At 58.4% G+C, this 19,508-nt stretch carries 22 protein-coding genes and 1 pseudogene; 12 read left to right on the top strand and 11 right to left on the bottom strand.

Features of this window, described 5'->3' with window-relative positions; translation table 11 throughout:
* Window positions 1-13: 13 nt before the first annotated feature.
* The 4 genes and pseudogenes from KBX14_RS11280 to ychF all read right to left on the bottom strand — a co-directional run bounded on the left by KBX14_RS11280 (window position 14) and on the right by ychF (window position 1,873).
* Entirely contained in the window at window positions 14-184 is a 171-nt protein-coding gene (locus tag KBX14_RS11280) for a hypothetical protein (protein WP_218079174.1), read from the bottom strand.
* Window positions 185-365: 181 nt separating this feature from the next.
* A pseudogene (locus KBX14_RS11275) lies at window positions 366-524 on the bottom strand (recombinase family protein); the annotation flags it as partial.
* 99 nt (window positions 525-623) lie between these two features.
* Window positions 624-764 (bottom strand): recombinase family protein, encoded by a 141-nt coding sequence (locus tag KBX14_RS11270; RefSeq protein WP_257000612.1) that lies wholly within the window; start codon window positions 762-764, stop codon window positions 624-626.
* Between the two features lie 20 nt (window positions 765-784).
* On the bottom strand, window positions 785-1,873 hold the full coding sequence (gene ychF, locus KBX14_RS02790; RefSeq protein ID WP_256041797.1) for a redox-regulated ATPase YchF: 1,089 nt from the start codon (window positions 1,871-1,873) through the stop codon (window positions 785-787).
* Between the two features lie 101 nt (window positions 1,874-1,974).
* Here ychF and KBX14_RS02785 point away from each other — a divergent pair, with 101 nt between their 5' ends.
* The 3 genes from KBX14_RS02785 to KBX14_RS02775 are packed head-to-tail and all read left to right on the top strand — an operon-like array spanning window position 1,975 to window position 5,126.
* Window positions 1,975-3,324, top strand: coding sequence for an AI-2E family transporter (locus KBX14_RS02785; RefSeq protein WP_256041796.1), 1,350 nt, complete (start codon window positions 1,975-1,977; stop codon window positions 3,322-3,324).
* A gap of 32 nt (window positions 3,325-3,356) precedes the next feature.
* Window positions 3,357-4,409, top strand: coding sequence for a DNA recombination protein RmuC (locus KBX14_RS02780; RefSeq protein ID WP_070976198.1), 1,053 nt, complete (start codon window positions 3,357-3,359; stop codon window positions 4,407-4,409).
* Between the two features lie 57 nt (window positions 4,410-4,466).
* Window positions 4,467-5,126 carry a DUF6542 domain-containing protein gene (locus tag KBX14_RS02775; protein WP_252931093.1) on the top strand — a complete coding sequence of 220 codons (660 nt, stop codon included), beginning with the start codon at window positions 4,467-4,469 and terminating at the stop codon, window positions 5,124-5,126.
* 18 nt (window positions 5,127-5,144) lie between these two features.
* Here the strand turns inward: KBX14_RS02775 and KBX14_RS02770 are convergent, their stop codons facing one another.
* Complete coding sequence (locus tag KBX14_RS02770; RefSeq protein ID WP_252931094.1) at window positions 5,145-6,104, bottom strand: 4-hydroxy-3-methylbut-2-enyl diphosphate reductase; 960 nt, start codon at window positions 6,102-6,104, stop codon at window positions 5,145-5,147.
* 112 nt (window positions 6,105-6,216) lie between these two features.
* Here KBX14_RS02770 and xseA point away from each other — a divergent pair, with 112 nt between their 5' ends.
* Window positions 6,217-7,479 (top strand): exodeoxyribonuclease VII large subunit, encoded by a 1,263-nt coding sequence (xseA, locus tag KBX14_RS02765; protein WP_256041795.1) that lies wholly within the window; start codon window positions 6,217-6,219, stop codon window positions 7,477-7,479.
* A gap of 46 nt (window positions 7,480-7,525) precedes the next feature.
* Window positions 7,526-7,798 (top strand): exodeoxyribonuclease VII small subunit, encoded by a 273-nt coding sequence (locus KBX14_RS02760; RefSeq protein ID WP_070362751.1) that lies wholly within the window; start codon window positions 7,526-7,528, stop codon window positions 7,796-7,798.
* A gap of 16 nt (window positions 7,799-7,814) precedes the next feature.
* Here the strand turns inward: KBX14_RS02760 and KBX14_RS02755 are convergent, their stop codons facing one another.
* Entirely contained in the window at window positions 7,815-8,387 is a 573-nt protein-coding gene (locus KBX14_RS02755; protein ID WP_070362752.1) for a DUF4245 domain-containing protein, read from the bottom strand.
* Between the two features lie 260 nt (window positions 8,388-8,647).
* Between KBX14_RS02755 and glpX the strand changes: the two genes are divergently transcribed.
* The 5 genes from glpX (at window position 8,648) to KBX14_RS02730 (ending at window position 13,885) form a co-directional block, all read left to right on the top strand.
* Window positions 8,648-9,661, top strand: coding sequence for a class II fructose-bisphosphatase (gene glpX, locus KBX14_RS02750; RefSeq protein WP_070362753.1), 1,014 nt, complete (start codon window positions 8,648-8,650; stop codon window positions 9,659-9,661).
* A gap of 46 nt (window positions 9,662-9,707) precedes the next feature.
* Window positions 9,708-11,108, top strand: coding sequence for a class II fumarate hydratase (locus KBX14_RS02745; protein WP_070479330.1), 1,401 nt, complete (start codon window positions 9,708-9,710; stop codon window positions 11,106-11,108).
* A 61-nt stretch (window positions 11,109-11,169) separates the two neighbouring features.
* Window positions 11,170-11,685 (top strand): hypothetical protein, encoded by a 516-nt coding sequence (locus tag KBX14_RS02740; RefSeq protein ID WP_141742272.1) that lies wholly within the window; start codon window positions 11,170-11,172, stop codon window positions 11,683-11,685.
* 41 nt (window positions 11,686-11,726) lie between these two features.
* Window positions 11,727-12,353: a TetR/AcrR family transcriptional regulator gene (locus tag KBX14_RS02735; RefSeq protein ID WP_168161642.1), complete on the top strand. Its 627-nt coding sequence runs from the start codon at window positions 11,727-11,729 to the stop codon at window positions 12,351-12,353.
* The gene (locus KBX14_RS02730) at window positions 12,347-13,885 is read left to right on the top strand and encodes an MDR family MFS transporter (protein WP_256041794.1); all 1,539 of its coding nucleotides are present in this window, start codon (window positions 12,347-12,349) and stop codon (window positions 13,883-13,885) included. Before KBX14_RS02735 ends, KBX14_RS02730 begins: the two co-directional genes overlap by 7 nt.
* 16 nt (window positions 13,886-13,901) lie before the next feature.
* On the opposite strand, the gene KBX14_RS02725 is transcribed toward KBX14_RS02730, so the two are convergent.
* The 3 genes from KBX14_RS02725 to KBX14_RS02715 form a co-directional block, all read right to left on the bottom strand.
* Window positions 13,902-14,453, bottom strand: coding sequence for a GNAT family N-acetyltransferase (locus tag KBX14_RS02725; RefSeq protein ID WP_070479325.1), 552 nt, complete (start codon window positions 14,451-14,453; stop codon window positions 13,902-13,904).
* Window positions 14,454-14,523: 70 nt separating this feature from the next.
* The gene (locus tag KBX14_RS02720) at window positions 14,524-15,132 is read right to left on the bottom strand and encodes an LGFP repeat-containing protein (RefSeq protein WP_070362758.1); all 609 of its coding nucleotides are present in this window, start codon (window positions 15,130-15,132) and stop codon (window positions 14,524-14,526) included.
* A gap of 49 nt (window positions 15,133-15,181) precedes the next feature.
* Complete coding sequence (locus KBX14_RS02715; protein WP_070362759.1) at window positions 15,182-15,892, bottom strand: LysR family transcriptional regulator substrate-binding protein; 711 nt, start codon at window positions 15,890-15,892, stop codon at window positions 15,182-15,184.
* A gap of 23 nt (window positions 15,893-15,915) precedes the next feature.
* On the opposite strand from KBX14_RS02715, the gene KBX14_RS02710 reads away from it, so the two are divergent.
* Window positions 15,916-16,275, top strand: a complete 360-nt coding sequence (locus KBX14_RS02710) for a DUF5997 family protein (RefSeq protein ID WP_070362760.1) — start codon at window positions 15,916-15,918, stop codon at window positions 16,273-16,275.
* A 3-nt stretch (window positions 16,276-16,278) separates the two neighbouring features.
* Here the strand turns inward: KBX14_RS02710 and glyA are convergent, their stop codons facing one another.
* A complete protein-coding gene (glyA, locus tag KBX14_RS02705) occupies window positions 16,279-17,571 on the bottom strand; it encodes a serine hydroxymethyltransferase (RefSeq protein WP_070976188.1) in 1,293 nt (430 codons plus the stop codon).
* Between the two features lie 188 nt (window positions 17,572-17,759).
* On the opposite strand from glyA, the gene coaA reads away from it, so the two are divergent.
* The gene (gene coaA / locus KBX14_RS02700; RefSeq protein WP_070362761.1) at window positions 17,760-18,695 is read left to right on the top strand and encodes a type I pantothenate kinase; all 936 of its coding nucleotides are present in this window, start codon (window positions 17,760-17,762) and stop codon (window positions 18,693-18,695) included.
* A 14-nt stretch (window positions 18,696-18,709) separates the two neighbouring features.
* Here the strand turns inward: coaA and KBX14_RS02695 are convergent, their stop codons facing one another.
* Window positions 18,710-19,480, bottom strand: a complete 771-nt coding sequence (locus KBX14_RS02695) for an isoprenyl transferase (RefSeq protein ID WP_256041793.1) — start codon at window positions 19,478-19,480, stop codon at window positions 18,710-18,712.
* Window positions 19,481-19,508 lie beyond the last annotated feature (28 nt).

Raw genomic sequence — 19,508 nt, 5'->3', positions numbered from 1 at the left:
ACGAGAGCGAAGTTCACAGCACAATCCAGCCGACCAGGGCCGCGCCGATGACGACCGCCCAGGGCGGGACCTTCCACGAGGTGGGCGCGGCGTAGCAGACCACGGTGATGGACAGAGTGATCACGCCGGAAACCCCGGCGGTGAACACCGGGGTGTACAGCGCTGCACCGAGAATGCCGACCACCGCGGCATTCGCTCCAGCCAGGGCCGCACCTGCGCGTGGTGTCTGGCACCGAGGAAGGACGCGAACGTGAACAGCGGGCCTGGCATCGCCTGCGTTGCGCCGTAGCCGGCGAGGACGGTGTCTGCCCTCGCTCTCCACGCTGCTGTTGGGCGCGTGACTGCCTAGCCCCTTTACGCTCGACTTCACCGCGTGCTACGGCCGCCTTGATGCGCGCGAACATCCGGCCTCCGTCAGTACTGAGGTCCGCATCACCATTCGCGGTAAAAAGCTTCAACCCGTGCTGTTCCGCTCTGTCGATCCACCCTTCGAGCTGCGCGGGCTGCCGCGTTAGACGATCCAAGTCCCAGCAGATAATCGCGTCTAGCTCGCCTCACTGAAGACTAGCCACCATCGCGTCGTAATCGGGACGTTCCACGTCTTTCTTAGAGGCCGAGATCGACTAATCCACATAGGTGTACACGACCATCCAGCCACGCTGCTTTGCAATGGCTTCACAGTCTTCGCGCTGACGCTCGATGGCAAGACCGTCCATTGCAGCATCGAGCGAGATGCGAAGGTAAATGGCAGCACGTGTTGTCATACGACTAACACTGGCGCGCCTTAAGTTACATTGAACTTGAACTCGACCACGTCTCCGTCTTCCATGACATAGTCCTTGCCTTCTTGACGCACCTTGCCGTTGGCGCGGGCCTCCGCCATGGAGCCGAACTTGTCGAGGTCTTCGAAGCTGACAATTTCAGCCTTGATGAAACCTTTCTCGAAGTCGGTGTGGATGACTCCCGCGGCCTTCGGCGCAGTGTCACCCTGGTGGATCGTCCAGGCGCGAGCTTCCTTCGGGCCTGCAGTGAGGTACGTCTGCAGGCCGAGGGTTGCGAAACCTGCTTTCGCAAGGGTCTCCAGTCCGGGCTCGTCCTGCCCCACAGATGCGAGGAGCTCCGATGCGTCCTCTTCATCAAGTTCGAGTAGCTCGGTCTCGGTTTGCGCGTCCAAGAAGACGGCCTCAGCAGGCGCGACAAGTTCGCGCAGTTCCTGCTTGCGGGCTTCGTCGGTGAGCACGGCTTCGTCGGAGTTGAAGACGTACAGGAATGGTTTCGCCGTCATGAGGTGCAGGTGGTGCAGCAAATCGAGGTCGATGTCCCCTGACTTTGCCGCGGCGAAGAGGGTGCGGTCGTCCTCAAGCACTGCCTGCGCTTTTTTGGCTTCTTCAGCTTCTGCGGCGACGTCCTTGCTCTTACGGCCTTCTTTTTCTAGGCGTGGCAATGCTTTCTCAATTGTCTGTAGGTCAGCGAGGATCAGCTCGGTGTTGATGACGGAGATGTCGGACGCCGGGTCTACCTTGCCGTCAACGTGAATGACGTTGTCGTCGGCGAACGCGCGCACCACCTGGCAAATCGCGTCGGCTTCTCGGATGTTTGCAAGGAAGGCGTTGCCCATGCCTTCGCCTTCAGAAGCACCCTTGACGATGCCGGCGATGTCAACGAACGACACAGTGGCAGGCAGAATGCGCTCAGATTCAAAGATCTCAGCCAACCGCTTCAGGCGTGGGTCTGGCAGCTCTACCAGCCCCACGTTCGGCTCGATGGTTGCGAACGGGTAGTTCGCAGCGAGCACATCATTCCGCGTCAACGCGTTAAATAGGGTTGACTTTCCGACATTGGGCAAACCGACGATTCCAAGTGTAAGACTCACGCTGGCCAATCCTAGCCCACCGATCACGTTGCCGTCGAAAAGTTTGCAGCTCGCGGTCGGGTTACGTTTCTTTCCCCCTCGGATGGGGCACAATAGGTCGGGTGAGCACTCAAAAACCTCTCGACTACGACGCCAATCCGATCGATCGTGGCATTGTCTACCGCGCGTGGATCAAGTCCGCCGCAACGTTGACGCTGCGAGTCCTCATTGTCGCGGTGTTTTTGGCCGCGCTTGGCAAAGTAATTGGCATGTTTTGGGCGGGCATCCTCCCCGTTGTGCTTGCGCTCATCATCTGCACTGTGCTCGCTCCCGTCGCAGGTTGGCTTCGTAGCCATGGCCTCCCAGCTGGATTTGCGGCACTCTTGACGTTGCTTGGCTTCTTTGGGTTTCTCGGCTTTCTCGTCTCGTTGATTGCCCCGGACATTGCGGCGCACTCGAGATTGCTCTATCTGCAAGCGCTCGAAGGTGTGCAGCGGTTGCAGCTCTGGCTGCAGGGTCCACCGCTCAATGTCAACCCCGATGATCTTGATGAGGGCGTGAACGAGATTGCGCAGTGGCTCCAGAAGCAGGCCGGGGCAATCGCTGGTGGCGTATTCACAGGTATTGGCACTGCCGCAGGCCTGATTGTCACACTGTTTGTGGTGCTTGTCTTGACGTTCTTCTTTTTGAAGGATGGCCACAAGTTTTTGCCTTGGCTTCGCAGTGCTACCGGGGGTCGCGCAGGCCTTCATTTCACTGAGCTCTTCACTCGAGCGTGGGACACGCTTGGTGGTTTTATTCGCGCCCAGGCAGTGGTCTCACTTGTCGACGCCATCTTTATCGGCCTCGGCATCTACTTCGTAGGCGTCCCGATGGCTTTTACGCTCGCCGTCTTAACGTTCATCGCGGGGTTCATCCCGATTGTGGGTGCGGTTGTGGCAGGCGCGCTTGCCATTTTGGTCGCGTTGGTGTCGCTTGGCGTAACCCAAGCGTTGATCGTGTTTGCCATCGTCATTGTTGTCCAACAGCTGGAAGGCAATGTGCTCTCCCCGATGCTGCAGTCCCGTGCAATGAACTTGCATCCAGTGATCGTGCTGGTCTCCGTGACCGTAGGTGGTGGACTCTTCAACCTGATTGGTGCCTTCTTGGCAGTCCCCGTAGCTGCAATGATCGCGGTTTGCTACCGCTACGCGCTCGATATTGTGCGCATCCACTCAGGGGAAGTACGCCCGGAAGATCTTTCTTTCATCACCGAGGAAGGTCGCGCGATTGCTGAGCTGGAAAGCATCGAAAGCCAGCACAAGCGCGATGCGCTGCGCGAGGAAGATGAATGGGCAGCCACTGTCCCCTCGGAGGCTGCACAGGGAGAGTCCGCGGAGGAGGATCTTGATCAACCCGATCGCCGCTTCCGTCCGCGGTACAAGCCCGACAAGTTAAAACAGGTGTTCGATCGACTGCGTCCTAACGCCTAGTTTTGTCCCGCTCATGTGCTCTACTAATGCACATGGACGCATCGACCGCACTGCTATTGATCTTTACGGGCCTCCTCGTTGGGGCCATCCTGGGCTTTTTTGGCGGCACGTTTTGGATGCAGCGTACCAACCCCCAACAGCACCCGCCTACTGATCTACGCCCGCTGGCACAGGCACTTCGTGACCTACAGGTTCGTCTCGAAGACATCGATAAAGAGCAAGCAGTAGCGCAGTCTGCCTTGGCAGGCCAAGTACAAGCAATTGCGCGCACCTCATCCAGGCTCGGGGACCGGACTGATCAGCTCATCACTGCACTGCGCTCACCGCAGGTCCGAGGCAGATGGGGCGAGGTGCAGCTGCAGCGCGTGGTAGAGCTGGGTGGGATGGTAGAGCACGTCGACTTTGACGCTCAGGCGTACATGCGTTTCGACGGCGCCTCGCTACGCCCGGACATGGTTATCCGGCTCACCCAGGATCGAAACATAATCGTCGACGCCAAGGTTCCGTTTTCTTCATACCTCGATGCGCTCAACACGGAAGACCCGGAAGAAAAGCAAGGCTACCTGCGTAGACACGCGCACCTGCTGCGAAGCCACGTCGATACGCTGTCCTCAAAGTCATACATAAAGGCATTTCAGCCCAGCCCGGAATTCGTCGTGATGTTTGTCCCAGCTGACCCATTCTTGGACGCCGGTCTCGCTATCGACCCGGAGCTGCTCGACTACGCTTTTGCCCGCAACGTCGTCATCGCGACCCCCACGACGCTGTTCGCACTGCTGCGCACGGTTGAACTTGGGTGGAGGCAAGATTCCATGAATCGGGAGGCGCAGACCATCCAGCGTCTTGGCGAAGAGCTGTACCGGCGTCTCGGCACGCTGACAGAGCACTACAACCGCGTCGGGAGCAGTCTTGAGAAGGCGGTCGAGTCGTACAACGCAACACTGGCGTCGCTCGACAGTCGGGTGATGGTCACCGCTCGTAAGCTCGAGGAACTAGGTGCAGCTGGGCACTCGTCGAGCGCGCCGGAGCTTCACCCTATCGATGCGCGACCGAGACTCCGCGACTCAGATTCGTCGAATTGTTAGCCCCTGGAGCGGGTCAAACTGGCAAGACTCGGGGGTAGGCCGGGTAGAATGCCCAGCGTGTCTCAAAACTCTCTCCGATCCCCGCGCCCTGGTACCGCCACCTTCCACGGTTTGCCTACCGTTTCCAGCATCGGCATTATCTTTGCTGCGCTGCTGACCGGCGTCGTCATCGCAACGTCGGCGGGATACATCGGATGGCCTCTGCTCGTACTGTTCAGCGTCGCGGTCATCGCCGTGACAACGCTGGTAGACCCGCGGGGTTTGTTCCTTACCGTCGCGGCTACCCCGCTTTTGTTCGTCATTGCGCTGCTTGGGTTTGGATTGATTTCAGCACGCAATCAGCTCGGGGCCGCTGGTGCAGGCGGGAAAACCGCTATCCTTATGGTGCTTTACCCAGTAATCGAGCACTTCCCTATTCTCTTCACGGTGACTGCTGGTGCCCTGGTGATCGCCATCGTGCGCTACTGGCTGATCCAACGCCATAACGATGAAGTCCTGCGCCGGGAGCGAGCGCAGCGCCGCCGCATGAGCCAGTCGAACCGCAGGACCAATAGCGAAGGCCGTCGGGCCCGTGAACGCAGCCAGGGTGGCATCACGGTCGATGAGCTGTTGAAGCGAACGAAGGCAGAACGCAGTCAGGCCCGCCCCCGTGGGGAGCGGGCCCGGCGAGTTGCCTCACGCCTTGGCGAGGACCTGTACAAAAACGAAGATCGCTAGGCGAAGGCTAGACGAGCACTAGCTGCTACGGCGCGGCTGACGCAGATCCCGCGGCAGCGCGAACGTGATCGTCTCTACCGTAGTGGTGACTTCCTCTACATCGGTGTAACCGCGCTTCGCCAGCTCCGCGAGCAGCTCCTGAACCAGAATTTCCGGCACCGAAGCTCCCGATGTTACGCCAACGGTGTTGACGCCCTCGAACCATTCGTCTTGTACTTGGTGGGCGTAGTCGATGAGGTATGCGTTGTTGGCACCAGCGTCGAGCGCTACTTCCACCAGGCGCTTCGAATTGGAAGAATTTTGCGAGCCGACCACAATAACGAGTTCCGTCTGCGGTGCGATCTTCTTCACTGCTACCTGACGGTTTTGCGTTGCGTAGCAGATGTCGTCGCTAGGCGGGTTTTCTAGATCTGGGTAGCGCTCGCGCAGCTTTTCAACGATCAGCATCGTTTCATCAACAGACAGGGTGGTCTGGGATAGCCACACTAGCTTCGTCCCCTCTGGGAAGTCGGGAAGGGCGTCGACACCCTCGACCCCGTCAACGAGGTGGGTGACCTCCGGGGCCTCACCTGCGGTACCTTCGACTTCCTCGTGGCCCTCGTGGCCGACAAGCAAGATCTGGTATCCGTGCTTGGCAAACCGCTTCACCTCGTTGTGCACCTTGGTCACGAGCGGGCACGAGGCGTCGAGCGCCAGCAAGTTGCGCCCGTCCGCTGCTTCGCGGACCGCGGGGGAAACTCCGTGCGCGGAAAAAACAAGGTGCGAGCCTTCGGGGACCTCGTCGGTTTCGTCAACGAATATGACGCCGCGCTTCTCTAGTGTTTCCACTACGTACTTGTTGTGGACGATCTCTTTTCGCACATAAATTGGGGCTCCGTATTTTTCCAGCGCCTTTTCTACAGTGACAACTGCACGATCCACACCTGCGCAGTAACCGCGAGGTGCTGCCAGAAGAACTTTTTTACCCTGATTTGTCATGGAACCGACCCTACCGAATCAACGTCTAAAACAGTAGGTACACATTCTTGTGGTGATCTATCTATGAAACAATGACAGCGTATTCCATCGACACGCTGGGAAAGGAGCGGTGTTGACACAAGCACAAGGTGAGCGTTCAGCCTCACCAAGTAGCCCTGAGCAGCCATGGCCAGTGGCAAAATTGAATAAGTCGGTCAAGGGGTGGATTAACCGTCTGGGCCACTTGTGGGTCGAAGGCCAGCTCACGCAGGTGAACTACAAGCCGAGCTGGAAATTCTCCTATCTCACGCTCCGCGATACACAGCAGGAAACGAGCGTGCAGCTTACGGTTTCCTCGGACTACTTAAGGAGCTTGCCGACGCCACCAAAGGACGGTGACCGCGTCGTCATCTACGGCAAGCCGGCCTTCTACGAGGGCCGCGGCTCCTTTTCGATGTGGACAACACAGATTCGCCACGTCGGTATCGGTGAATTGCTCGCGAAGATTGAGCAGCTTCGGAAACAGCTTGCAAGTGAGGGTCTCTTTGACCGCGCGCGCAAACGGCCGATTCCCCTACTCCCGAACACGATTGGCCTCATTACTGGTCGCGGCTCAGCCGCCGAGCGCGACGTGCTTTCCGTGGCGCAGAGCCGTTGGCCCGCGGTCCAATTCCGCGTGATCAACACCGCGGTACAGGGACCGAACGCGGTACCCGAGGTCATTCAGGCCCTGCAGACGCTTGACGCGGACCCCAATGTTGAGGTCATCATCATTGCCCGCGGCGGTGGCTCGGTCGAGGACCTCCTTCCGTTTTCCGAGGAGGCACTGCAGCGCGCCGTGGCTGCGGCGGGGACGCCGGTAGTGTCTGCCATTGGCCACGAGCCAGATAACCCGGTGCTCGACAACGTCGCTGACTTACGCGCGGCCACTCCAACCGACGCCGCTAAACGCGTCGTCATCGATGCCACCCAGGAGCTTGCATTTCTGTCTGAGGCGCGCGCACGCAGCGCGCAGGCGCTGCGCACCTGGGTTTCCACCAAATCGGAAGAGATCCAGTACTGGCGCTCGCGTCCGGTGATGCAGAACCCGTTACTGGCAATTGAGCGTCGAAGCGAAGAGGTCTCACAGCAGGTTGCTTCGATGCGACGAGAGATCAGCCACCTGTTGGCACGAGAAACGCAGCAGGTCGCTGCGCTCCGCTCACAAGTTTCGGCGTTAGGGCCAGCAGCAACTCTGGCGCGCGGATATTCCGTAGTACAAGTCCTCCCCCGCGACCATGCCGATCCTGAGGTTGTCACCAGCATCGAACAATCACCACCCGGATCGCAGCTGCGCATCCGCGTCGCGGACGGTTCCATCACCGCAGCAGCAATGGGGACCACCCCCGCCGATTAAATCCACACAGCAATTTCACTAGCATCTAGCATCAAGGAGACAATCCATGTCCGAAAACACGTATGGCAATGGCCAACCCACCGACGCCGCATTCCCCGACCCCGCAACGCTTTCGTTCGAACAAGCTAGGCAGCAACTCGTAGAAACAGTGAGGGTCCTCGAGCTCGGGCAAATGAGCCTTGACGAATCACTGAAGTATTGGGAGTACGGCGAGGGGCTCGCGAAGCGCTGCGAGCAGCTACTCGAGGGAGCATCAAAACGTGTCGAGGCCGCTATTCAGCAGCGCGACGCGACTGAGCAAACACCACAGTCGGAATAGCCTGCTGCCACGGCATCTACTGCGCTGACAGCGGCTCGGTCGCGAGCGCAGTACGTATCAGTTCCTCAAACTCGGCGTCTGTTCCGGCACCTGTGACGGCGAATCGTGCGTCGCCAGCATCGATAACCCACAGTGGGCGAGTTTTCGCCTCGGTACCCTTAAATATCTCAATGCTGTGGCCATCGATCGTGTCCTGGCGGTCAAGCGTGCGCTGCTTTCCGTCGACCTCGGACTGGACCGTTTTGCTGTCCGCACCCGTTTGCGTCAGCTGGATGAAGCCACCATCGGGCGTGACCCACCCTACGACTGGAGCTGGCTGCTGAGCGATCATGCTTCGCCGCGCGGAGTTCGTCACCCAACCTGTTGGCATTTGAGGGTAGCGCACCGGAAAATCGACTCCGCGAGCCTCAAGGCCAAGGAACGTCTTCGCATCGACTTCTTGCACAGGCCCATTTTCGGGCTTACCGGGATTGAACGTGCACAGCCCGGTCGCACCAACGGCAATGATCATGACGACCACGATCAAGATGACGTTGATGAGCATGTCTCTGCCGTCTTGGAAAATGCGAGGTTTGTTTTCTTGAGCCACGCGCTCCAGTATGACATGGATTCCTGATACCCCCGAATTTGTCTTTTACCCCCGCGCGTTGGCTTTTTACGCAGGAAGTCCCCAGTTCAGACACCACTATTCGCAGCATTGCCCTATTTTAGGTGTAGAAACGACGGTTCATGTCTGGCAAAAGTGCCATGATAGAGGTGTGCCAGACCGCAGTGGTATGGCTTTGCAACGCGGCATGATGTCGATGTTGTCACAACTAAAACTAGTTTGCCGCAGGAGGGCACTGTTTCATGTCTGAACAAACTTCTGAAAACTTCCCTGACCGTAACCTTGCAATGGAGCTCGTGCGCGTTACCGAGGCTGCTGCGCTTGCCTCTGGCCGCTGGGTAGGTCGCGGGATGAAAAATGAAGGTGACGGCGCCGCAGTCGACGCCATGCGCAAGATGATCAACTCCGTCACGATGGACGGCGTCATCGTCATTGGCGAGGGCGAAAAGGACGAGGCGCCGATGTTGTTTAACGGCGAAAGTGTCGGCAACGGTTTTGGCGCACAGGTTGATCTGGCGGTTGACCCAGTCGACGGCACGCGCCTGATGGCGGAAGGTCGCCCGAATGCTATTTCGGTTATCGCGGCTGCCGACCGTGGTTCCATGTTCAACCCGCAGGACGCGTTCTACATGAACAAGATTGCAGTCGGCCCTGAGGCTGTCGGGGTCATCGATATTACGAAGTCCGTCGAGTTCAACATTAAGGCAGTGGCAGAAGCCAAGGGAGTCGGCGTTGGTAACGTGACTGTGGTGGTACTCGACCGCCCACGTCACAACAAGCTGGTTGCGGAGATTCGCAAGGCTGGTGCCAAGGTACGTTTCATTATGGACGGAGACGTTGCTGGTGCCATCGCTGCTGCCCAGAACACCAACTCCATTGACATGGCGATGGGCATCGGTGGCACACCGGAGGGGGTTATCACGGCGTGTGCATTGAAGTGCCTTGGTGGTGAGATCCAGGGCCAGCTCGCACCGCAGTCCGATGAAGAGCGCGAACGCGTGCTGGCAGCGGGCCACGATCTCGACCGTGTGCTTGGCCTCGACGACTTGGTGGCCTCCGATAACTGCTACTTCGCGGCTACCGGTGTCACCAACGGCGACATGCTGCGCGGCGTCTCCTACCGTAAGAATGGCGCTACCACCCGTTCGTTGGTAATGCGCTCGAAGTCTGGCACCGTCCGCTACGTGGAGTCCCTCCACCAGCTGCCGAAGCTTCAGGAGTACTCGGTGATCGATTACTCCGGCCCGATCAAGTAATTCAAAGCGTCGATTTTCTGTAAGTATCAAGTAAAGGAAAGATTGAATGGCCGATAAGCAGTACCGTATCGAGCACGACACCATGGGTGAGGTCAAAGTACCTGTTGATGCACTGTGGCGTGCTCAAACTCAACGTGCTGTAGAGAACTTCCCGATCTCTGGCCGGGGCCTCGAGAACCAGCAGATCCGCGCCCTTGGGCTCCTCAAGGCCGCGTGTGCGCAGGTCAACAAGGATTCGGGCAAGCTCGATGCGGAAAAGGCTGACGCGATCATCGCTGCGGCGAAGGAAATCGCAGACGGCAAGCACAACGACCAGTTCCCAATTGACGTTTTCCAGACGGGTTCTGGCACTTCCTCGAACATGAACACTAATGAGGTCATTGCTTCGATCGCGCACGCAAACGGCGTGGAAGTCCACCCGAACGACCACGTCAACATGGGACAGTCCTCGAACGACACCTTCCCAACTGCAACGCACATTGCTGCCACCGAAGCTGCCGTCGAAGTGCTGGTCCCGGCCCTGCAGGTGCTGCAGAAGTCACTGGCTGCGAAGGCTGAGCAATGGCACGAGGTAGTGAAGTCGGGCCGCACTCACCTGATGGACGCGACCCCGCTCACGCTTGGTCAGGAGTTCTCCGGCTACGCGCGTCAGATCGAGCTCGGCATCGAGCGCGTTGAGGCAACTGTTGGCCGCCTCGGCGAGCTCGCCATTGGCGGCACCGCGGTTGGCACCGGCATCAACACCCCAGCAGACTTTGGCGCAAAGGTGACCGCAGAGCTGGTGAAGCTCACCGGACTGACACAGCTGTCGGAGGCAAAGAACCACTTCGAGGCCCAGGCCGCACGCGACGCTCTGGTGGAATTCTCCGGTGCGATGCGCACTGTTGCAGTCTCGTTGTACAAGATTGCAAATGACATCCGTCTGATGGGTTCAGGCCCACTCGCAGGGTTCGCGGAGATTCACCTCCCAGATCTGCAGCCAGGCTCGTCGATCATGCCTGGCAAGGTGAACCCTGTCCTGTGCGAGGCGGCAACCCAGGTCTCAGCCCAGGTGATCGGCAACGATGCCGCAGTGGCATTCGGCGGCTCGCAAGGCCAGTTCGAGCTCAACGTGTTCATCCCGATGATGGCGCGCAACGTGCTGGAGTCCGCTCGCCTGCTGGCGAACGTCTCTCGACAGTTCGCTACCCGCTTGGTTGACGGTATCGAGGCGAACGAGGCCCGCATGAAGCAGCTCGCGGAGTCTTCACCATCAATCGTCACCCCTCTGAACAGTGCAATCGGCTACGAGAACGCTGCGAAAGTGGCAAAGCATGCGGTGAAGGAGGGCATCACGATCCGCCAGGCTGTGATTGACCTCGGCTTCGTGGACGGCGAAACGTTGACTGAGGAGGAGCTCGACAAGCGTTTGAACGTCCTGTCGATGGCTCATACCGAACGCAACTAGTCTTCGCTACAATCATCCCTGCTACTGCCCATGTTCATGAGCACGACCAGGGATGATTTTTATGTCTGATTCTTTTTCGCAGCTTCGTACAGCTGGGGGCTCAAATAAGCCATGGGTTATTGGCGGTGTCTTAGCTCTGGTGGTCTCGCTTATCGGGATAGCGCTCGCCGCAGCGTACTGGTCCGCTCAGCCAAAGCCGGAGCCTAACGGGGTGCCTACAGTTGTGACGGTGACTGCGTTTCCTGAAGCTCCGCAAGTGCGTGACGACGCCCCCTCTGGAACATTCCAAGGCACCCTCCAATCGCACAGCCCTGATGCTGCCGTAGCGGCGTGGCCGGCGGTGTTCTCCCTCCATGAAGGACAAGGGATGGTCAGCTATCCTCTGAGCGGTTGCGTGGCGCTTATCGCGCATGATGGCAGTGCTTCCGCTCTGACGAAACAGTGCCCTCCAACTACTGATGATGGTTTCTGGAGCTTCTCCAGCCCGGAGCCGGGAATCGTTGAGGCACAGTTTTTCGAGCGCCGCGGTGATAGCTCTCCAAACGTGGAAGGCTCACTATCGCTCCTGGTTGAATAGGTTTCTTTGATATTTTTGCACGGAGTGTAAGATTGCACTCCGTGAATTTTCCCGATCAGTCAGAAGGTCTCCGGCAGCGAAAGCGCCGCGAAACACGGCAGCGAATCTTCGATACAGCTGCATCGCTTGTGGCACGCGACGGCTATGACAATGTCACAGTCGAGGAGATCTGCCAAGGTGCAGGCATTTCACGGCGGACGTTCTTCAACTACATGGACTCAAAAGATGACGCTGTGCTTGGTCCCTTCCCTCTCGAGTTCACCAGCGAGAGCTTTGCACGCATTGCTGATGAGTCGTCCACGAACATGTTGTCCCTGGTAATCGATGCAATGGAAGAATCAGGTGCCGAAGATCGAGCCGAGGATGCCTGCCGAATCCAGCGGCTCATGCAGGACAACCCATCGTTGGCAAACGCGATGCTGGCCCGCAAACGCGATACGCTACGACACCTCGAGCAGGCTGTGCGTGAGCATTTTGCGAGCCACCCCGAAGACCGCCGTCTAGATGTCACCATAGAGGCAGAAGCCCGAATCGTTGTGGAACTTTTTCGGACAACGCTTGTGCTTTATGCGCGAAGCCTTCATTTCCAAGAGGAGGGTTCGCCGAAGGAGCAGGCTCGTAGCGTAGCTGCCGTCGTCACGAAGTATGCAAAGGAGTTGCAGTGGTAAACAACACTAAGCCACACGTTGGCCTGATCTTTGGAGCGCTACTCATCACGATGCTGATGAGCTCATTGGGCCAGATGATTTTCTCCACTGCCCTGCCGACGATTGTCGGTGAGCTTGGTGGCGTAGATCACATGAGCTGGGTGATTTCGTCGTTCCTGGTCACGATGACAATCGCGATGCCAATTAATGGCAAGCTCGGTGACAGGGTCGGACGCAAGTGGCCTTATATTGGCTCGATTGGCCTGTTCGTCATTGGTTCCACCTTGGGTGGGCTTGCACAGTCAATGCAGCTGCTCATTATCGGGCGCGCCGTCCAAGGCTTTGGCGCTGGCGGCATGATGGTCAACTCCCAGGCAATCATCGCGGAGGTGGTTCCAGCTCGTAGCCGTGGCAAGTACATGGGTGTGATGGGGGCAGTATTCGGCGTTTCTTCCGTGCTTGGCCCCGTGTTGGGCGGCTGGTTTACGGATGGCCCCGGCTGGCGTTGGGGCCTTTGGATGAACATCCCGCTGGGGCTTCTCGCGATGACGGTCTGCACAATCGTGCTCCACCTACGCAAGGGGTCGCGGTCAGCACAGAGCATCGACTGGCTGGGCACCGTGCTCATGGCGGTTGCCACGACTTCTCTTATTTTGACCACAACGTGGGGTGGCACTCAGTATGAGTGGTCCTCGCCTATCATTTTGGGTATTTCCTCGCTTGCGGTTGTCGCTGCAGCGCTGTTCGTCTTCGTTGAGCTGCGCGTACCGAACCCGCTCATCCCCATGCACTTGTTCCGCAATCGCAACATGGTCTTGACGACGGCCTCCGGAACCGTGCTGGGACTGGCTATGACCGGTGCGCTTGCTTACCTGCCTACCTACCTGCAGATGGTGCACGAACTCACGCCAACGAACGCGGGGCTGATGATGCTGCCAATGGTCATCGGCATCTTGGACACTGGCACTACCGTGGGGTTCATTATCGCGAAAACGGGCCGCTACAAGGTCTACCCGATCATCGGTATGGCCATCGTTTCGGTCGGACTCTTCCTCTTCTCGCAGCTCGAAGTGTCCACACCGCTGACCACGCTGGGTATCTACATGTTCATTTTTGGGTTCGGACTCGGCTTAGTCATGCAGGTACTGGTACTTATTGTCCAGAACTCGTTCCCACTAGCAATGGTCGGTACTGCAACAGCGACGAACAACTTCTTCCGACAGATCGGCTCCGCGATCGGTGCGTCGCTTATTGGTTCGCTGTTCATTCACAATATGACGGAGGAGCTCGCGGAACGCCTGCCAAAAGCATTGGCCTCGATGGCCCCTAGCGAGGCAGCCCCTTACGCCGAGCAATTCTCGAGCGCCGGTGGGCACAACTCCCTCACCCCGCACGCGGTTGCACAACTGCCTGACGTACTGCGCGACGCCGTCCTTAATAGTTACAACGACGGCCTGACCCCAGTGTTCTTACTGATGGTCCCATTGGCCGCCGTTGCGTTGGTGCTGCTCTTCCCGGTCCGGGAGGACCCGCTGAAAGAGACGCTGGACTAGGAACGATGAGGCGTGACTAGACCTGGCTTTTGCCTGGTTTCTTTTCTCCCGGCTTCGGCAACAGCAGCTCGTAGATGTCCGAGTCACGCCACTGGCCTTCCCGCTCACCGTAGGACATTTTCGCCATGTGATGGAAGGTGCCAACTTTCTCAAACCCGCGCGACTTGTGCAGCCCTGCCGATCCTTCGTTTTCCGGGAAGATCCACGAGTGAATCGACCACTTATCAAGTTCGATGCACGTCGCGATGAGCTTGTCTAGCAGCGCACCGGATACCCCCATGCCGCGCGCATCCGGATGCACGTAGATGGAGTCTTCAACTACTCCATGGAACACGCTTCTCGACGACGCCTTCGCCGCAGCTACCCATCCGAGCACACGCGAGTCATCGTGTTCATCAACGGCAACAAACACCGTTTCCATGATCTTCGCCCTGGAAAACTGCTCCCATGTCAAGCCACGCGTCTCGTAAGTTGCGTTTCCGGTACTCAGACCCATCTCGTAGATGCTACGCACCTGCGGGTAGTCTTCTGGCCGGATTGGTCGAATGGTAAACCCTTTTTTGGTCATAAAAAACATTGTCCTCATTGGTCACACATCGTGCAACCAACGGGGACAAAAGCCGTTGTAGAGCTACAAATTACTTCTCGATGATGTTTGCAGCGAACGCGCCGGTGTCGTTGTTTTCACGAGTCCACTCGATGGTGCCGTGCTCGAACTCCTGGAACCAGCCAGATTCATTTGGAAGTGGGGTCTCGGCTGCGGTTGGGAAGCCAACCTTGTCCATAACGCCTTCATTCGTCAGCCACACGTTAGCAATTTGGCCCCAGATCGGAGCGCCACCGGTGTTTTCATTCCAGGCGACGTGGTGGTCATTGTCAAAGTCAACGATCCAGCTGCCATCGTGCTCCGTAACCTTCATCGGCTCGCCCCACTCCGAGTCAGCGTACTGGCCGATTGCCTGGACCAGACCGGTTGGAACCTTGACCTCTTCACCGTCTGCGGTAGTCAAGGAGACAGACTCCGTAGAGCCCTCTGCACCATTAGCGTCGGTGGCGGTCTCAGCAGCAGTCTCCGTCTCGGCTGCCTCTGTAGCTGTCTCGATGTTGGTCACCGTTGCGGTGCCGGAAGCACCATCCGCAGCGGTGGTAGCAGTGCTATCGGCGCCCTCTCCGTCAGAGCAAGCAACCAAGCCTGCGGCCAGAGCGGTAGCAGCAACGGCGGAAGTAAAAACCTTCTTGTAATTCATCAAAATTTCCTTTCGTTGTTGAATTTGTCTGGTTTCCATTATGCAAATTTCACTTTCGCCGCCTCCGTTTCACCCCCGTTCGGGGTGTTTTCCCGGCCGCACCCTTGCGCTTTTTCCCACGTTTCGTATATAAGCGTTTGCCCTGCGCAGCACGGGAGTCTGACACCTGTTTGCGCCGCCTCGTCCCAGCAGTCGGCTCACTCCCCCTCGACGAGCGAGCGGTGCGCCCTTTTGCGACGCCCACAAAGTCCTGGATCTCGTCACCGTCGTCGGCTTTCCGCCACACCAATGCAATCTCAGTTTCAACCAGCGGAGCGTGCCAAACTTCCAAACACGCGATCTGTTTCTTCGAGAGCACCTTCAACAACGGCAACGGGGCCAATGCCACGCCAACGTTTGCCGCAACGACCTGCAATGCACCACGAAGCTCTTCAAGTGACGCCTCCGGCTGGTAGACCCAGTTGATGATTTCGCCTTCGAGGTCCGCGTAATCGACGCGCTCCCCAAGCTCTGCAAACAAAGAGTCCTTGGGCACGGCAACGCCGGGAGCCTCGGTATAGAGACGGACCACGTGAAATTCATCGGTAATACGGTCATCGGGCAGGCGCATCAGCGCCAGCGATGTAGAAGTCGTCTCGTCCAGGAGATCAGCGAAGGGGTCGTCGACACCTTGCGTATCGAGCGAGTGCGGTGTGGACTGTGCGAAGCGTTTAAACCACTTCCCTGGCTCTGTGCCGGTGACGAAAGCAAGCGATAGCATGGCACAATGCTACCGTTTGGTGTATGACTACACAGAAGCCATCCGGAACCGCGATGAAGGCCGCGACCGCCGCGAAGAAACTCGGGATCTACCTGCCAGCGACGCCGCAGGAGTTCCAAGACAATGCCGTGACGCACGCGCAACTGCGCGAATTACAGAACAATCCCCCAGAGTGGCTGCAGGAACTGCGCCGCAATGGGCCACACCCCCGCCCCGAGGTGGCGCGCAAACTCGGGATCTCAATCACCGCACTCAAAGCAAACGACATGGACAAGCCGCTCACCACTGAGGAGATCAACGAGCTGTTGAAAAACCAGCCGGAATGGTTGAGCTCGGCCCGCACCACTCATTCAGAGCAGCGCCAGGCCGAGCAGCAGCAGTAGCTCTTAGAGCATCTTCCAATCTTCGAGGCCCGGGTAGAGCGGGAACCGCTCCGCCAGCGCGTCTACGCGGGCGTGCAGGGCGTCGACGTCGGCGTTCTCACCCTGGATAAGCGCCTCGGCGATAATTTCCGCAACTTCCTCGAACTCTTCCTTGCCGAAGCCGCGGGTCGCCAGCGCCGGGGTGCCAATACGCAGCCCCGACGTCACGGCTGGCGGACGCGGATCGAAAGGAACGGCGTTGCGGTTCACCGTAATGCCAGCCTTATGCAGCAAATCCTCTGCCTGCTGGCCATCCATCGCGGAGTTACGCAGGTCCACTAGCACAAGGTGGACATCGGTGCCGCCGGAGACGACGTCGATGCCGGCTTCCTTGGCGTCTGGCTGGGTCAAGCGCTCGGCGAGAATCTTTGCGCCCTCGAGCGTGCGCTCCTGGCGGTTACGGAAAGCCTCCGTCGCGGCGAGCTTGAAGGCGGTAGCCTTCGCAGCGATCACGTGCACCAGCGGGCCACCCTGCTGGCCTGGGAACACTGCGGAGTTGAGTTTCTTGTGCAGCTCGAGATCGTTGGTCAGGATGAAGCCGGAGCGTGGTCCACCAATGGTCTTGTGCACCGTGGAGGACACAACGTGTGCATGAGGCACCGGCGACGGGTGCAGACCAGCAGCAACCAAGCCAGCGAAGTGCGCCATATCGACCCACAAGTACGCACCAACCTCGTCTGCGATCGAGCGGAACTCAGCAAAGTCCTCGTGGCGAGGGTACGCGGACCAACCCGCGATGATCACCTTCGGCTTGACCTCGCGCGCCTGTTCACGCAGCTTCTCCATGTCGATGGTGCACGTGTCTTTTTCAACCTCGTACGCAGCGACGTTGTACAGCTTGCCGGAGAAGTTGATCTTCATACCGTGCGTCAGGTGGCCACCGTGAGCGAGGCTGAGGCCCAAGATGGTGTCGCCCGGCTCGCACAGCGCCATCAACACAGCCGCATTCGCCTGCGCACCGGAGTGTGGTTGCACGTTCGCGTATTTCGCGCCGAAGAGCTCCTTCGCGCGGTCGCGCGCCAGGTCTTCAACGACGTCGGCGTGCTCGCAGCCACCGTAGTAGCGACGACCTGGGTAGCCTTCGGCATATTTGTTTGTAAACACCGAACCCTGTGCTTGCAGCACTGCTCGCGGAACGAAGTTCTCGGAGGCAATCATCTCCAGCGTGTTTCGCTGGCGCGACAGCTCCTGAACGATCGCTTCGTGAACTTCGGGGTCAAAAGTAGCGAGATCCTGGTAGCGGAGGTCTTCAGACACGTGCACCGGGTCCTTTCAAGATCAGACAGTCAATCATGTTATAGCTCATGCCCAGGCACACCTACGCCTGGCACTGCTATGCAGTATAAGCATCAGCGCTACGAAAGAAGTCCACTTTATTCAGGAACTTCAGAAGTATCTGTACCTGAGTTCCCCGGCACGAAACAACAAATGTAACAATGTTACGCATGGCGAAATCTCCCCGCACTTCGGATTCGAGCCCTTATTTGGACTTTCACCGCGACGATTGGCGGCACCGACGTGCGCAAATGCCACAAGTCTTGACGGAGGACGAAGTAGCCAAGCTCAGTGGTATCGGCGAGAACCTCGATATGCAGGAAGTTGAAGACATTTACCTTCCGATCTCTCGCCTGATTCACCTCCAGGTACGGGCCAGACAAAAACTTACGAAGGCTACAGAGACGTTTATCGGTGATGACCCAGGCCACGTGCCATTCATTATCGGGATTGCGGGGTCGGTGGCCGTCGGCAAGTCAACGACTGCCCGTGTACTGCAGGTGTTGCTACAGCGTTGGGACTCTCATCCTCGAGTGGACCTCATCACCACCGACGGGTTCCTCTATCCCAGCAAAGTGCTCAAAGAGCGCAACCTGATGGACCGCAAAGGATTCCCGGAATCCTACAACCGGCGCGACCTCATGCGCTTTGTCACCGAGGTCAAGTCGGGTCAACCACTGGTCAAAGCGCCGATATATTCTCACTTCGCCTACGACATCATCCCAGGCGAGTTCATTGAGGTCCGCCAGCCGGACATCATCATTCTCGAAGGGCTCAACGTCCTCCAAACCGGCCCGACCCTCATGGTGTCCGACCTCTTCGACTTCTCAATTTATGTCGACGCCCTCACCACCGATATTGAACGCTGGTACATCGACCGCTTCATGAAGCTTCGCAACACCGCGTTTCGAGAGCCCGGCGCGCACTTTGCGCACTATGCCGACATCGATGAGGCGCAGGCCCGTCACAAGGCACGCGATATTTGGCAGTCCATCAACCTGCCGAACCTAGTGGAAAACATTGCTCCCACCCGTATCCGTGCCTCGCTCGTGCTACGCAAAGGCGCCGACCATTCAGTGCAGTGGGTCCGCATGCGCAAAATGTAGCGCCAGGTAGCTGCCTACTTGCCGAAGCGACGGGAGCGCTGCGAGTACTCGCGCAACGCGCGAAGGAAGTCAATCTTGCGGAACGCGGGCCAGTACGTGTCCGTAAACCAGATCTCGGAGTACGCCGCCTGCCACAGTAGGAAGCCGGAGAGGCGCTGCTCCCCCGACGTCCGGATCACTAAGTCTGGATCGGGCTGACCTGAGGTGTACAGGTGCTGCGACACGGACTCGACGGTCACTGCGTTGACCAGTTCGTCCACGCTGCAGCCGCTGGCAGCGGCGTCGCTAATGAGGCTGCGAACGGCGTCGACAATTTCTTGCCTGCCGCCGTACCCCACCGCAATGTTGACGGTCAGGCCAGCTTTGCATGTGGTGGTGTCGGCAGATCGGCGCATCCTTTCTGCAACCTCATCCGGCAAGAGCTCCAGGTGCCCTACGAGCCGAACCTTGCAGGAGTAAGACTGCGTCGCAAGGTCCTCGATCACCTCGGAAATAATGTCGAACAGCAGCTCAACTTCTTCCGAAGTCCGTTGCAAATTCTCCGTTGATAACAGGTAGATCGTAACGACGTCCACGTCCATTTCCGCCGACCACCGCACAAGTTCGCCGATCTTCGCCCCACCCACCCGGTGGCCATGAGAAACATCGGTGAACCCAGCCTCACGGGCCCACCGTCGGTTGCCGTCCGCCATGACCGCGATGTGCTTCGGGCGTTTCTTGCCCTTCAGCTCACGCTTCAGGCGCGCTTCATACAGCGGATACAGAATTTTTTGGAGGCTACTCACGGACCCAACCTTACTCACCAATCAACGG

The sequence above is a fragment of the Corynebacterium sp. CCUG 61414 genome, from assembly GCF_024453945.1.
GTDB lineage: Bacteria > Actinomycetota > Actinomycetes > Mycobacteriales > Mycobacteriaceae > Corynebacterium > Corynebacterium pseudogenitalium.
This window is presented reverse-complemented; position numbering and strand designations above follow the sequence as displayed.

What these genes read in the sequence shown, in the direction of transcription:
- KBX14_RS11270 (WP_257000612.1), bottom strand. Translation starts at nt 764, where the DNA reads ATGACAACACGTGCTGCCATTTACCTTCGCATCTCGCTCGATGCTGCA.
- KBX14_RS02725 (WP_070479325.1), bottom strand. Translation starts at nt 14,453, where the DNA reads ATGACCAAAAAAGGGTTTACCATTCGACCAATCCGGCCAGAAGACTAC.
- KBX14_RS02715 (WP_070362759.1), bottom strand. Translation starts at nt 15,892, where the DNA reads ATGCTATCGCTTGCTTTCGTCACCGGCACAGAGCCAGGGAAGTGGTTT.
- KBX14_RS02760 (WP_070362751.1), top strand. Translation starts at nt 7,526, where the DNA reads ATGTCCGAAAACACGTATGGCAATGGCCAACCCACCGACGCCGCATTC.
- KBX14_RS02710 (WP_070362760.1), top strand. Translation starts at nt 15,916, where the DNA reads ATGACTACACAGAAGCCATCCGGAACCGCGATGAAGGCCGCGACCGCC.
- coaA (WP_070362761.1), top strand. Translation starts at nt 17,760, where the DNA reads ATGGCGAAATCTCCCCGCACTTCGGATTCGAGCCCTTATTTGGACTTT.
- KBX14_RS02720 (WP_070362758.1), bottom strand. Translation starts at nt 15,132, where the DNA reads ATGAATTACAAGAAGGTTTTTACTTCCGCCGTTGCTGCTACCGCTCTG.
- glpX (WP_070362753.1), top strand. Translation starts at nt 8,648, where the DNA reads ATGTCTGAACAAACTTCTGAAAACTTCCCTGACCGTAACCTTGCAATG.
- KBX14_RS02745 (WP_070479330.1), top strand. Translation starts at nt 9,708, where the DNA reads ATGGCCGATAAGCAGTACCGTATCGAGCACGACACCATGGGTGAGGTC.
- KBX14_RS02780 (WP_070976198.1), top strand. Translation starts at nt 3,357, where the DNA reads ATGGACGCATCGACCGCACTGCTATTGATCTTTACGGGCCTCCTCGTT.
- KBX14_RS02740 (WP_141742272.1), top strand. Translation starts at nt 11,170, where the DNA reads ATGTCTGATTCTTTTTCGCAGCTTCGTACAGCTGGGGGCTCAAATAAG.
- KBX14_RS02770 (WP_252931094.1), bottom strand. Translation starts at nt 6,104, where the DNA reads ATGACAAATCAGGGTAAAAAAGTTCTTCTGGCAGCACCTCGCGGTTAC.